This is a genomic window from Pseudomonas sp. NFACC32-1 (genome assembly GCF_900101215.1).
In the GTDB taxonomy this organism is placed as follows: Bacteria; Pseudomonadota; Gammaproteobacteria; order Pseudomonadales; family Pseudomonadaceae; genus Aquipseudomonas.
Genome location: NZ_FMUL01000005.1, coordinates 131,424 through 143,876, shown reverse-complemented (window position 1 = coordinate 143,876; position 12,453 = coordinate 131,424). Strand labels below are relative to the sequence as shown.

Here is a 12,453-nt window from a genome sequence, read left to right as displayed (position 1 = left end):
CCCTTAATAAGTCCGGACTTTAGGTTCGAAAGTCGGAACAGTCTTCGGCGAGAAATTCACGGCACGCTTGGCGACACGTTTCTCACCCGGGAAGTACAAGGTGTGGCACAGCCAGTTTTCGTCGTCACGGTCTTCATAGTCTTCGCGGGCATGGGCACCACGGGACTCTTTACGGGTTTCTGCCGCGATGGCGGTGGCTTCGGCCACTTCCAGCAGGTTCTGCAGTTCCAGCGCTTCGATACGTGCAGTGTTGAACGCCTGTGACTTATCGTTGATCTTCACATTGGCAATTCGTTCACGCAGTTGCGCCAGCTGGGCGATACCCTTCTGCATGTACTCACCGGTACGGAACACACCGAAGTAGTTCTGCATGCAGCTTTGCAGCTCGCGACGCAGGGTGGCGACGTCTTCGCCTTCGGTACGCTCGTTCAGACCGGCCAGGCGCTTGAGGGCCACGTCGATGTCGGTGTCGCTGGCGTCGCGGTATTCGATGCCGTCGGTCAGCGCCTTTTCCAGGTGCAGGCCGGCCGCGCGGCCGAAGACCACCAGGTCGAGCAGCGAGTTGCCGCCCAGGCGGTTGGCACCGTGAACCGATACGCACGCCACTTCACCCACTGCGAACAGGCCAGGGATGATTTCGTCCACGCCTTCGGCGTTCTGGGTGATGGCCTGGCCATGGATGTTGGTGGCAACGCCGCCCATCATGTAGTGGCAGGTTGGAACGACCGGAACTGGCGCGACGACCGGGTCGACGTGAGCGAAGGTCTTGGACAGCTCGCAGATGCCTGGCAGGCGGCTGTGCAGCACTTCCTCGCCCAGGTGGTCGAGCTTGAGCATCACATGGTCGCCATTCGGGCCACAGCCGTTGCCGGCGATGATCTCTTTAACCATCGAACGAGCCACGACGTCACGACCGGCAAGGTCCTTGGCGTTCGGAGCGTAACGCTCCATGAAACGCTCGCCGTGCTTGTTGATCAGGTAACCGCCTTCACCGCGGCAACCTTCGGTAACCAGTACACCGGCGCCGGCGATGCCGGTCGGGTGGAACTGCCACATTTCGATGTCCTGCACCGGCACGCCGGCACGCAGGGCCATGCCGACGCCGTCACCGGTGTTGATCAGGGCGTTGGTGGTGGAGGCATAGATACGGCCGGCACCGCCGGTCGCCAGCACGGTGGCCTTGGAACGGATGTAGGTGGTTTCGCCGGTTTCGATGCAGATGGCGATCACACCGACAAAGGCGCCGTCCTGGTTCTTCACCAGGTCAACGGCGTAGTACTCGTTCAGGAACGTGGTACCAGCCTTCAGGTTGCCCTGGTACAGGGTGTGCAGCAGTGCGTGACCGGTACGGTCGGACGCCGCGCAGGTACGCGCAGCCTGGCCGCCCTTGCCGTAGTCCTTGGACTGGCCACCGAACGGACGCTGGTAGATACGGCCGGTTTCGGTGCGCGAGAACGGCAGGCCCATGTGGTCGAGTTCGAAGACCGCGGCCGGACCTTCCTGACACATGTATTCGATAGCATCCTGGTCGCCGATATAGTCGGAACCCTTGACGGTATCGTACATGTGCCAGCGCCAGTCATCGTTCGGGTCGGCCGAAGCGATGGCGCAGGTAATGCCACCCTGGGCGGAAACGGTGTGCGAACGGGTCGGGAAAACCTTGGTGATCACGGCAGTCTTGTGACCGCCCTGTGCCAGTTGCAGCGCTGCGCGCATGCCGGCACCGCCGCCACCAATGATGATGGCGTCGAAGGAAATAGTTGGAATGTTAGCCATGGATCAGATACCCCAGAGAATCTGCACGCCCCAGACGAAGTAAGCGAACATCGCAACGCCGCATACTGCCTGGAAGAGGAAACGTACGGCAGTCGCCGACTTGCCGAACGCCATCTGCGTCAGGTAGTCGGTCGCGATGGTCCACATGCCGACCCAGGCGTGAGCGCCCAGTGCGACAAGGGCCAGCAGACTGAAGATACGCATCCAGTTGCTTGCGAACAGTTCATGCCATTGGGCATAGCCAAGGCCAGGGTTGGCGACCACATATCCGATCAGGAAAATGAAATAAGCCGCGAGAACGACCGCAGACACACGCTGCGCCATCCAGTCATAGAGGCCCGAACGAGAGAGGTTCGTAACGTTGGTTACCATATCCAGACTCCTGCCAGAACGATTACCACCACGGAAACGGCGATAACGATTTTCGAGCCCAGCTTGCCGCCTTCCAGCGTCTCACCGATGCCCATGTCCATGATCAAGTGGCGCACACCGGCAACCAGGTGATACAGCAAGGCGGACAGGATGCCCCAAATCACTAGCTTGGCTAGCGGACTGGTCAGACACGCTTTCACCTGACCGAAGCCTTCTTCCGAGTCGAGCGACTTGTCCAATGCATAAAGCATGATGGCCAGGCTGACGAAGAGGATGACACCGGAGATACGGTGAAGAATGGACGTGTAAGCAGTGACTGGGAGTTTGATGGTCCTTAGGTCTAGGTTTACAGGTCGTTGGCTTTTCACGGCTTTTTTCACACTGAAGAGCCCCTAAGAATCAGGGCAAAGTTGTTGCGGCGCGCACTGGTCAGGTACTCACCACCCAGGGAGTGACGACCCCCAGCAAAGCTGGCCCAAAAGCCCCTGGCGGTCGGCTGCCGAGTATAGACAGTTAGGTTACTAATGACAACGCGTTCACCTTCCACTGATGGCGCATTGCACAACAACGGCAAAAGGCGTAAACGGCAGGTAATTTCGAGGAAAAAGTCCGGTTAAAGCCTTCTGGAGCAAGACTTTAGGCAAATTGACATTCGGATTTATCTCACTATAGTGGTGCGGGCCCTGCGTGGGGGGTCTGTCTGATGATTCCAAGCATTAATAGGAGGCCACATGGCTGACAAAAAAGCGCAGTTGATCATCGAGGGCGCAGCCCCCGTCGAGCTGCCCATTTTAACCGGCACCGTTGGTCCCGATGTAATCGACGTCCGCGGCCTGACCGCCACGGGCCGTTTCACCTTCGACCCGGGGTTCATGTCGACCGCTTCGTGCGAGTCGAAGATTACCTACATCGACGGCGACAACGGCATCCTGCTGCACCGCGGCTACCCGATCGAGCAACTGGCTGAAAAATCGGACTACCTGGAAACCTGCTACCTGCTGCTCAACGGCGAGCTGCCAACCGCAGAGCAAAAGGCCCAGTTCGTCAGCACCGTGAAGAACCACACCATGGTTCACGAGCAGTTGAAGTCCTTCTTCAACGGCTTCCGTCGCGACGCCCACCCGATGGCCGTCATGTGCGGCGTTGTCGGTGCCCTCTCGGCCTTCTACCACGACTCCCTGGACATCAATAACCCCCAGCACCGCGAAATCTCCGCGATCCGCCTGGTGGCGAAGATGCCGACCCTGGCAGCCATGGTCTACAAGTACTCCATGGGCCAGCCCATGATGTACCCACGCAACGACCTGAACTATGCAGAGAACTTCCTGCACATGATGTTCAACACACCGTGCGAGATCAAACCGATCAGCCCGGTGCTCGCCAAGGCCATGGACCGGATCTTCATCCTCCATGCCGACCACGAGCAGAACGCCTCTACCTCCACCGTGCGCCTGGCCGGCTCGTCGGGTGCCAACCCGTTCGCCTGTATCGCCGCCGGCATCGCGGCACTCTGGGGCCCAGCCCACGGCGGTGCCAACGAAGCGGTACTGACCATGCTCGATGAAATCGGCGATGTCTCGAACATCGACAAGTTCATCGCCAAGGCCAAGGACAAGAACGATCCGTTCAAGTTGATGGGCTTCGGTCACCGGGTCTACAAGAACCGCGACCCACGCGCCACCGTCATGAAGCAGACCTGCGACGAAGTCCTCAAGGAACTGGGCATCAAGAACGACCCGCAACTCGAACTGGCCATGCGCCTGGAAGAGATCGCCCTGACCGATCCGTACTTCATCGAGCGCTCGCTGTACCCGAACGTCGACTTCTACTCGGGGATCATCCTCAAGGCGATCGGCATTCCAACCAGCATGTTCACCGTGATCTTCGCCCTGGCGCGCACCGTGGGCTGGATCTCCCACTGGAAGGAAATGCTCTCCAGCCCGTACAAGATCGGCCGTCCACGCCAGCTGTACACCGGCTACGAGTCGCGTGACATCACCAAGCTGGAAGACCGCAAGTAAGACCTGCTCTATGCCAGGTCCGACGCTGCACTGAAACGGCCCCCGCTTCTTATATAAGAGCGGGGGCTGTTTTGTTTACGCCCTCCTCCTTTACCTCCCGGCATTTCAGTGCCAGACCCTGTGTCATCGCGAGCAAGCTCGCTCCACAGTGGATCCGTGTACCCGCCTGCTTTGTGGGAGCGAGCTTGCTCGCGATGACGGTAGACCTGCCCACCCCGAAACGGGGACAAAAAAATACCCCGGTCTCTCGACCGGGGTACTTCTTCACCCTTTACAACTTAGCGCATCAGTGGTTGACCGCCCCGCTCGCCCCCAGGCCAGTCTGCGAACGCACGAACTGCGGGAAGAACAGCGCCCGCTCGTTGGCGCCTTCGGCCGACTTGTCAGTGATGGAGAAGAACCAGATGCCGACGAACGCGATGATCATCGAGAACAGCGCCGGATATTCATACGGGTAGATCGGCTTCTCGTGCCCCATGATCTGTACCCAGATGGTCGGGCCGAGAACCATCAGGCCCACGGCACTGACCAGCCCCATCCAGCCGCCGATCATGGCGCCACGGGTGGTCAGCTTCTTCCAGTACATCGAGAGCAGCAGTACCGGGAAGTTGCAGCTCGCCGCGATGGAGAACGCCAGGCCCACCATGAACGCGATGTTCTGCTTCTCGAACAGGATACCCAAGGCAATCGCCAGAACCGCCAGGGCGATGGTGGTGATCTTCGAGACGCGAATCTCGTCCTTCTCGTTGGCCTTGCCCTTCTTGATGACACTGGCGTACAGGTCATGGGACACCGCCGAGGCGCCGGCCAGGGTCAGGCCCGCCACCACCGCCAGGATGGTCGCGAACGCCACCGCCGAGATGAAGCCCAGGAAGATGCTACCGCCCACAGCGTTGGACAGGTGCACCGCCGCCATGTTGTTGCCGCCCAGCAAGGCACCTGCCGCGTCCTTGAAGGCCGGGTTGGTGCTGACCAGCAGGATCGCGCCGAAGCCGATGATGAAGGTCAGGATATAGAAGTAGCCGATGAAACCAGTGGCATACAGCACGCTCTTGCGGGCTTCCTTGGCATCGCTCACGGTGAAGAAGCGCATCAGGATGTGCGGCAGGCCAGCGGTACCGAACATCAGCGCCAGACCCAGGGAGAAGGCCGAGACCGGATCCTTCACCAAGCCACCGGGACTCATGATCGCCTCGCCTTTAGGGTGAACCTTGACCGCTTCGGCAAACAGCATGTTGAAGTCGAAGTTGACGTGTTTCATGACCATCAGGGCCATGAACGAAGCACCCGACAGCAACAGCACCGCCTTGATGATCTGCACCCAGGTGGTGGCCAGCATGCCACCGAACAACACGTAGAGGCACATCAGGATACCGACCAGGATCACCGCAACGTGGTAGTCCAGGCCGAACAGCAGCTGGATCAGCTTACCCGCACCGACCATTTGCGCGATCAGGTAGAACGCTACCACCACCAGCGAGCCGCAGGCGGACAGACTGCGGATCTGGGTCTGCCCGAGGCGATAAGACGCCACGTCAGCAAAGGTGTATTTACCCAGGTTACGCAGGCGCTCGGCGATCAGGAACAGAATGATCGGCCAGCCCACCAGGAAGCCGATGGAGTAGATCAAGCCGTCATAACCGGACGCGAACACCAGCGCGGAAATACCCAGGAAAGACGCCGCCGACATGTAGTCGCCAGCGATTGCCAGGCCGTTCTGGAAGCCAGTGATCTTGCCGCCAGCCGCATAGTAGTCGGCCGCGGAGTTGTTTTTCTTGGAAGCCCAGTACGTGATGTACAGCGTTGCGCCGACGAAGGCGACGAACATCAAGATAGCCGCGATGTTGAGGGGTTGTTTCTGCACAGCACCCGCCACGGCGTCAGCCGCCCAGACGCCCGGTGCGAATGCTGCGATGCTCAAGAGAGCCAATAGACGCCGGATCATTGCTGAGCCTCCTTGAGAATCGCATTGTTCAGATCGTCGAACTCGCCGTTGGCACGTCGCACGTAGATGCCGGTCAGGACGAAGGCCGAGAGAATCAGGCCGACACCGATGGGAATCCCCCAGGTGATGGTGGACTCGGGCGTGATTTTGGCCCCGAGAATATGTGGCCCATAGGCAATCAGAAGAATGAAGCCGGAATACAGCCCTAGCATGATCGCCGAAAGAATCCAGGCGAACCTTTCCCTTTTTCTCACCAGCTCCTTGAAGCGCGGGCTGTTTTGAATCGAGAGGTAAATGCTGTCGTTCATTGTTTTTATCCTCGCAGCACAGATTTAATTGGAACGACTCTACTCTATGCGGCTCAAGGCCAGGTTCCAGACGACCTTAGTATTAGAACGACATGACGGTTTTGCCATTTTCCAGCCAAATTCCGGCAGTTACCCCCTGCGGGAGCGAGCCTGCTAGCGATGACGGCGCCACATTCAACATGGATGCAAGCAGACACATCGCTATCGCGAGCAAAGTCGCTCCCACAGGGGAGTGGCGCCAATCGAAAACTGCAGGCACAAAAAAACCGCATGACCCAACGTCATGCGGTTTTGCGGGACAGCTGAACCAGGTGAATTATTTGCCGGTCCACTCTTTGACGCGGTCCGGGTGCTTGGCAACCCAATCCTTGGCAGCGGCGTCCGGCTTGGCACCTTCCTGGATCGCCAGCATGACTTCGCCGATTTCGTCCTTCGAAGCCCATTGGAATTTCTTCAGGAACGCCACCACTTCCGGTGCCTTGGCCTCCAGGCCCTTGCTGCCGATGCTGTTCACGGTTTCAGCCGCGCCATAGACGCCTTTCGGGTCTTCCAGGAAGCGCAGTTTCCATTTGGCGAACATCCAGTGCGGCACCCAACCGGTGACGGCGATGGATTCGTTCTTCTTCTCGGCACGGGTCAGCTCGGCGATCATGCCGGCGCCGGAACTGGCCTTGAGTTGATAGCCGGTCAGGTCGTAATCCTTGATGGCCTGTTCCGTCTTGAGCATCACGCCCGAACCGGCGTCGATGCCGACGATGCGTTTCTTGAAGCTGTCATCGGTCTTGAGGTCGGCCACAGTCTGGGCCTTGACGTACTCAGGCACGATCAGGCCGATTTTCGCGTCCTTGAAGTTGGGGCCGTAGTCGACGACCTGATCCTTGTTCTTGGTCCAGTAATCGCCATGGGTCACCGGCAACCAGGCCGAGAGCATTGCATCGAGCTTGCCGGTGGCTACACCTTGCCACATGATCCCGGTCGCGACCGCCTGCAGTTTCACGTCATAACCGAGCTTCTGCTGGATGACTTCGGCCGCCACGTGAGTGGTCGCGACGCTATCGGACCAGCCGTCAACGTAACCGATGCTCAGGGTTTTGGTTTCGGCGCTGGCCAGGGTGGAGCTGATCGCCAGTACCAGTGCGGCACCTGCGCCCAAGAGTCGTCGCATCTTCATCGTTTACTTCCCCGAAAGTGCTGCGCCCGACGGATGTCGAGCGACATCAACGTATTTTTTATGGTGCCCAGCGCCCCCATCACGCTCGCCTGCCTAACTGCCTCGAACGCCAGTGGAGTACTGACCTGTCGATCATCGGCCTGCGCCGATCCGGGACCTGCTCTGGCAGCGACCTCGAAACAGCGGGAAACGACATGAGAACGCCATCAGCGACAAGTCGAAGGCAACTAGCCACCAACCGGCCGCAACGTGTATCGTCCCGTAGCCATTGCGCCACGTTCATACCTGTTTAATGTCCGTCATGGCACTAGGCTTCACTTCGGTGGTCATAGCCTGCGACCTTCATTCGGCACCTTCCTCTAAGGGATACCGTCATGCTCCGTTCCTTGCGCTTCGCTGCCCTCGCCGGCGGCCTTCTTCTGAGTGCGTCCGCGCTGGCGGCGGATATCGACGCCGCCAGCTATGGCTACCCTTTGACCAACCCGTTCGAGGCGACCATCGCCACCACACCGCCCGACCTGCGCCCGGAGCTGCCTCTGGTCGAAGACATCAACCAGGCGGACCATAGCGTCACTCTGCGCCCGGAACGCGAGTTCATCCTGCCGGACAATTTCTGGCCGGTAAAAAGTCTCACCTACCGCATGGCCACCCAGGACAAGCCGGCGCCGCTGATCTTCCTGATCGCCGGGACCGGGGCTCGCTACGACAGCACCCTCAACGAATACCTCAAGCGCCTCTACTACAAGGCCGGGTACCACGTGGTGCAGCTGTCTTCGCCCACCAGCTTCGACTTCATGAGCGCCGCCTCGCGCTTCGCCACGCCGGGCATCACCAAGGAAGACGCCGAGGACATGTACCGGGTGATGCAAGCCGTGCGTGCGCAGAACCCCAACGTACCGGTGACCGAGTACTACCTCACCGGCTATAGCCTCGGCGCCCTGGACGCGGCGTTTGTCGCCCATCTGGATGAAACCCGGCGCAGCTTCAATTTCAAGAAAGTGTTGCTGCTCAATCCCCCGGTGAACCTCTACACCTCGATCACCAACCTGGACAAACTGGTCCAGACCGAGGTGAAAGGTATCAACAGCACCACCACCTTCTATGAACTGGTGCTGAACAAGCTGACCCGCTACTTCCAGCAAAAAGGCTACATCGACCTCAACGACGCCTTGCTCTATGACTTCCAGCAATCCAAGCAACACCTGAGCAACGAGCAGATGGCAATGCTGATCGGCACATCGTTCCGCTTTTCGGCGGCCGATATCGCGTTCACTTCGGACCTGATCAACCGCCGCGGCCTTATCACCCCACCCAAATACCCGATCTCAGAAAGCACCAGCCTGTCGCCGTTCCTCAAGCGTGCACTGCAATGCGATTTCGACTGCTACCTCACCGAACAGGTGATTCCAATGTGGCGCGCGCGCACCGATGGCGGCAGCCTGCTGCAGCTGATCGATCAGGTCAGCCTCTATGCACTGAAGGACTACCTGCACGATAGCCCCAAGATCGCCGTCATGCACAACGCCGACGACGTCATTCTCGGCCCTGGCGACCTGGGCTTCCTGCGCAAGACCTTTGGTGACCGCCTGACGGTTTATCCACTGGGCGGCCACTGCGGCAACCTTAACTATCGCGTCAACAGCGACGCCATGCTGGAGTTCTTCCGTGGCTAAATATCTCCTGCTTATCGCCGCTTTAATGAGCGCAGGCCTTGTTCATGCCGACAACAGCAAGGCCAACGACCCCGTGGTAGAAGACGCCGACGGCTTCAAGGAGCCCTTGACCAAGCTCAAGTTCAACCCAGGGCTGGACCAGCGGGAATTCGAGCGCTCGACCCTCAGCGCCTTGAACGTCTATGACCCGCTGGAATCCTGGAACCGTCGCGTCTATCACTTCAACTACCGCTTCGACCAATGGGTGTTCCTGCCGGTGGTGGACGGCTATCGCTACATCACCCCGAGTTTCGTGCGCACAGGGGTCAGCAATTTCTTCAACAACCTGGGGGATGTGCCGAACCTGATGAACAGCCTGCTGCAGTTCAAGGGCAAGCGTTCGATGGAAACCACGGCGCGGCTGCTGCTCAACACCACCGTCGGCATCGCCGGCCTGTGGGACCCGGCCACCGCCATGGGCCTGCCGCGCCAGAGCGAGGACTTCGGCCAGACACTGGGCTTCTATGGCGTGCCAGCCGGGGCGTACTTCGTACTGCCGATCTTCGGCCCTTCGAACCTGCGGGATACTTCGGGCTTGCTGGTGGACTACACCGCCGAATCGGCGATCAACTTCCTGAACGTCTCCGAGGTCAGCTCCAACCACCCGGAACTGCTGCTCTTGCGTGGCGTGGACCGGCGTTACCAGACCAGCTTCCGCTACGGCCAGCTGAACTCGCCGTTCGAATACGAGAAGGTGCGCTACGTGTACACCGAGTCACGCAAGTTGCAGATTGCCGAGTAATTTTCGCCGCCCCAAACCCTCTGTGGGAGCGAGCTTGCTCGCGATGAGGGCCTGACATTCAACCTTGATGTTGTCTGACAGACCGCTATCGCGAACGAGCTCGCTCCCACAGTTATCATGGGTTGCCAGGTCTTAGCCTTTCAGCGCTTTCCAGACCTTGCCGACAACCATCACCCCCGCCAACACCGCCGCCCCTGCCACGATCCCCGCCACCGCATTGAGCAGCATCGGCACGATAAACCCGGCACCGCCAGCACTGGTCGCCACGCCTTCGATCCAGTGATGCACCACTGGCACGCCATGGGTCAGGATGCCACCGCCCACCAGAAACATCGCCGCCGTGCCGATCACCGACAGGCTTTTCATCATGTAGGGGGCCGCACTCAGGATCGCACCGCCGATGCTTTTGGCGGCCTGGCCTGGTTTCTGCGTCAACCACAGGCCCAGGTCATCGAGCTTGACGATCCCGGCCACCAGGCCGTAGACACCCACCGTCATGACGATAGCGATGCCCGACAGCACGATCACCTGCTGGGTCAATGGTGCATCGGCCACGGTGCCCAGGGTAATGGCGATGATTTCCGCCGACAGGATGAAGTCGGTGCGCACCGCGCCCTTGATCTTGTCCTTTTCGAAGGCCACCAGGTCGACCGCCGGGTCAGCCACCGCCTCCACCAATTGCTCATGCTCGGCCTGGTCCTCGGCCGGGCTGTGAAGAAATTTGTGGGCGAGCTTTTCGAAGCCTTCGAAGCACAGGTAGGCGCCCCCCACCATCAACAACGGCGTCACCAGCCAGGGTACGAAAGCGCTGATGGCCAGGGCCGAAGGCACCAGGATCAGTTTGTTGATGAAGGACCCCTTCGCCATCGCCCAGACCACGGGCAACTCTCGCTCGGCACGGACGCCGGAGACCTGCTGGGCATTGAGTGCCAGGTCATCGCCGAGCACCCCGGCGGTTTTCTTGGCGGCCATCTTGGTCATCAATGCAACATCGTCGAGCACGGTGGCGATGTCATCGATCAGCACCAGCAAACTGCTTCCAGCCATGGAAAGGCTCCTTGATCATAAATGCTGCGCAGCATAGCGCATGCGTCAATCCGGGGCATTCTTGAGCGCCTCACGAGGCCGGTGCTACCATGCGCAACCGCCAGAACAGGCAAGGAACCCCTGGGTTTATGAGCACTATCCGCGAGCGCAACAAAGAATTGATCCTGCGTGCCGCCAGCGAGGAATTTGCCGACAAGGGCTTCGCGGCGACCAAGACCAGCGACATCGCGGCCAAGGCGGGCCTGCCCAAACCCAACGTCTACTACTACTTCAAATCCAAGGAAAACCTGTATCGGGAAGTCCTGGAAAGCATCATCGAACCCATCCTCCAGGCCTCGACGCCGTTCAACGCCGATGGCGTGCCGGGCGAGGTGCTCAGTCACTACATCCGCTCCAAGATCCGCATCTCCCGCGACCTGCCCTTTGCCTCGAAAGTCTTCGCCAGCGAAATCATGCACGGCGCCCCGCACCTGAGCCCCGACCTGGTGGAACAGCTCAACGCCCAGGCCCGGCACAACATCGAATGCATCCAGACCTGGATCGACCGCGGCCAGATCGCCCCCATCGACCCCAACCACCTGATGTTCAGCATCTGGGCGGCTACCCAGACCTACGCCGATTTCGACTGGCAGATCTCCGCCGTGACCGGCAAGGCGAAGCTGGATGAAACCGACTACGAAGCCGCGGCGCAGACGATTATCCGGTTGGTGTTGAAGGGATGCGAGCCAGACCGATAGCCCGAGGCTTCATCGCGAGCAAGCCCCCTCCCACACTGGTTTGCGGTGTCTAGACATTATGTGTCCAGCATCAAACCCTGTGGGAGCGAGCTCGCTCGCGATGGCGCCGGCCCACTCACCACAAAATCAGGCAACCATCCCCGCATCCGCCCACAACCCCACCGCCTCCACAGCCTTGATCGCCACCTGCTCATCCACATCCGAAACATCGCCGCTGACCCCCATCGCCCCCAGCACCCTGCCATCCTGATCCCTGATCAACACCCCACCCGGGGCCGGTACGACGTTGCCTTGTCCCAACCCATTCAAAGCCGCAAAGAACGCCGGGCGTTGTTGGGCGTCCTGGGCGAGCAGGCGGGAGCCTTTGCCCAGGGCGATAGCGCCCCAAGCCTTGCCGATGGCGATCTGTGGGCGAAGCAGGCTGGCGCCGTCCTCGCGCTGCAGGGTGATGAGATGCCCGCCGCCGTCCAGGACCGCCACGGTCAAGGGGGCGGCGTTGATTTCCCGTCCCGCGGCAAGGGCCTGTCTTGCCAGGTCTACGGCTGTTTTCAAGGTTAAAGCGCTCATGGGTGCTGTCCTTCTTTTGTTATGGAGAAGCCTTCCGGATCAAATTTCCAGCAAA

General features: G+C 59.9%; 12 protein-coding genes. 4 read left to right on the top strand and 8 right to left on the bottom strand.

Annotated features, from left to right (window positions below; translation table 11 throughout):
* Window positions 1-3: 3 nt before the first annotated feature.
* From sdhA to sdhC, 3 genes are read right to left on the bottom strand one after another with little or no spacing between them, the layout of a single operon-like run.
* The gene (gene sdhA, locus BLP99_RS10515; protein WP_072393598.1) at window positions 4-1,776 is read right to left on the bottom strand and encodes a succinate dehydrogenase flavoprotein subunit; all 1,773 of its coding nucleotides are present in this window, start codon (window positions 1,774-1,776) and stop codon (window positions 4-6) included.
* A 3-nt stretch (window positions 1,777-1,779) separates the two neighbouring features.
* On the bottom strand, window positions 1,780-2,148 hold the full coding sequence (sdhD, locus tag BLP99_RS10510) for a succinate dehydrogenase, hydrophobic membrane anchor protein (RefSeq protein ID WP_047698960.1): 369 nt from the start codon (window positions 2,146-2,148) through the stop codon (window positions 1,780-1,782).
* The gene (sdhC, locus tag BLP99_RS10505; RefSeq protein ID WP_172679607.1) at window positions 2,142-2,528 is read right to left on the bottom strand and encodes a succinate dehydrogenase, cytochrome b556 subunit; all 387 of its coding nucleotides are present in this window, start codon (window positions 2,526-2,528) and stop codon (window positions 2,142-2,144) included. The genes sdhD and sdhC overlap by 7 nt, the downstream gene beginning before the upstream one ends.
* Window positions 2,529-2,879: 351 nt before the next feature.
* On the opposite strand from sdhC, the gene gltA reads away from it, so the two are divergent.
* Complete coding sequence (gene gltA, locus BLP99_RS10500; protein WP_053149956.1) at window positions 2,880-4,169, top strand: citrate synthase; 1,290 nt, start codon at window positions 2,880-2,882, stop codon at window positions 4,167-4,169.
* A gap of 286 nt (window positions 4,170-4,455) precedes the next feature.
* On the opposite strand, the gene BLP99_RS10495 is transcribed toward gltA, so the two are convergent.
* The 3 genes from BLP99_RS10495 to BLP99_RS10485 all read right to left on the bottom strand — a co-directional run bounded on the left by BLP99_RS10495 (window position 4,456) and on the right by BLP99_RS10485 (window position 7,593).
* Entirely contained in the window at window positions 4,456-6,114 is a 1,659-nt protein-coding gene (locus BLP99_RS10495) for a cation acetate symporter (RefSeq protein ID WP_072393601.1), read from the bottom strand.
* Window positions 6,111-6,422: a DUF485 domain-containing protein gene (locus tag BLP99_RS10490; RefSeq protein ID WP_072393609.1), complete on the bottom strand. Its 312-nt coding sequence runs from the start codon at window positions 6,420-6,422 to the stop codon at window positions 6,111-6,113. Before BLP99_RS10490 ends, BLP99_RS10495 begins: the two co-directional genes overlap by 4 nt.
* 316 nt (window positions 6,423-6,738) lie before the next feature.
* Entirely contained in the window at window positions 6,739-7,593 is an 855-nt protein-coding gene (locus BLP99_RS10485) for a glycine betaine ABC transporter substrate-binding protein (protein ID WP_072393612.1), read from the bottom strand.
* 374 nt (window positions 7,594-7,967) lie between these two features.
* Between BLP99_RS10485 and BLP99_RS10480 the strand changes: the two genes are divergently transcribed.
* On the top strand, window positions 7,968-9,266 hold the full coding sequence (locus BLP99_RS10480) for a serine/threonine protein kinase (RefSeq protein WP_072393615.1): 1,299 nt from the start codon (window positions 7,968-7,970) through the stop codon (window positions 9,264-9,266).
* Window positions 9,259-10,047, top strand: coding sequence for an MlaA family lipoprotein (locus BLP99_RS10475; protein WP_072393617.1), 789 nt, complete (start codon window positions 9,259-9,261; stop codon window positions 10,045-10,047). Before BLP99_RS10480 ends, BLP99_RS10475 begins: the two co-directional genes overlap by 8 nt.
* A 132-nt stretch (window positions 10,048-10,179) precedes the next feature.
* Here BLP99_RS10475 and BLP99_RS10470 read toward each other — a convergent pair whose 3' ends face one another.
* Window positions 10,180-11,094, bottom strand: a complete 915-nt coding sequence (locus tag BLP99_RS10470; protein WP_092180285.1) for a DUF808 domain-containing protein — start codon at window positions 11,092-11,094, stop codon at window positions 10,180-10,182.
* Window positions 11,095-11,222: 128 nt separating this feature from the next.
* Between BLP99_RS10470 and BLP99_RS10465 the strand changes: the two genes are divergently transcribed.
* Entirely contained in the window at window positions 11,223-11,831 is a 609-nt protein-coding gene (locus tag BLP99_RS10465) for a TetR/AcrR family transcriptional regulator (RefSeq protein ID WP_072431596.1), read from the top strand.
* Between the two features lie 126 nt (window positions 11,832-11,957).
* Here the strand turns inward: BLP99_RS10465 and BLP99_RS10460 are convergent, their stop codons facing one another.
* On the bottom strand, window positions 11,958-12,398 hold the full coding sequence (locus BLP99_RS10460) for a GlcG/HbpS family heme-binding protein (protein ID WP_072393622.1): 441 nt from the start codon (window positions 12,396-12,398) through the stop codon (window positions 11,958-11,960).
* Window positions 12,399-12,453: the final 55 nt, after the last annotated feature.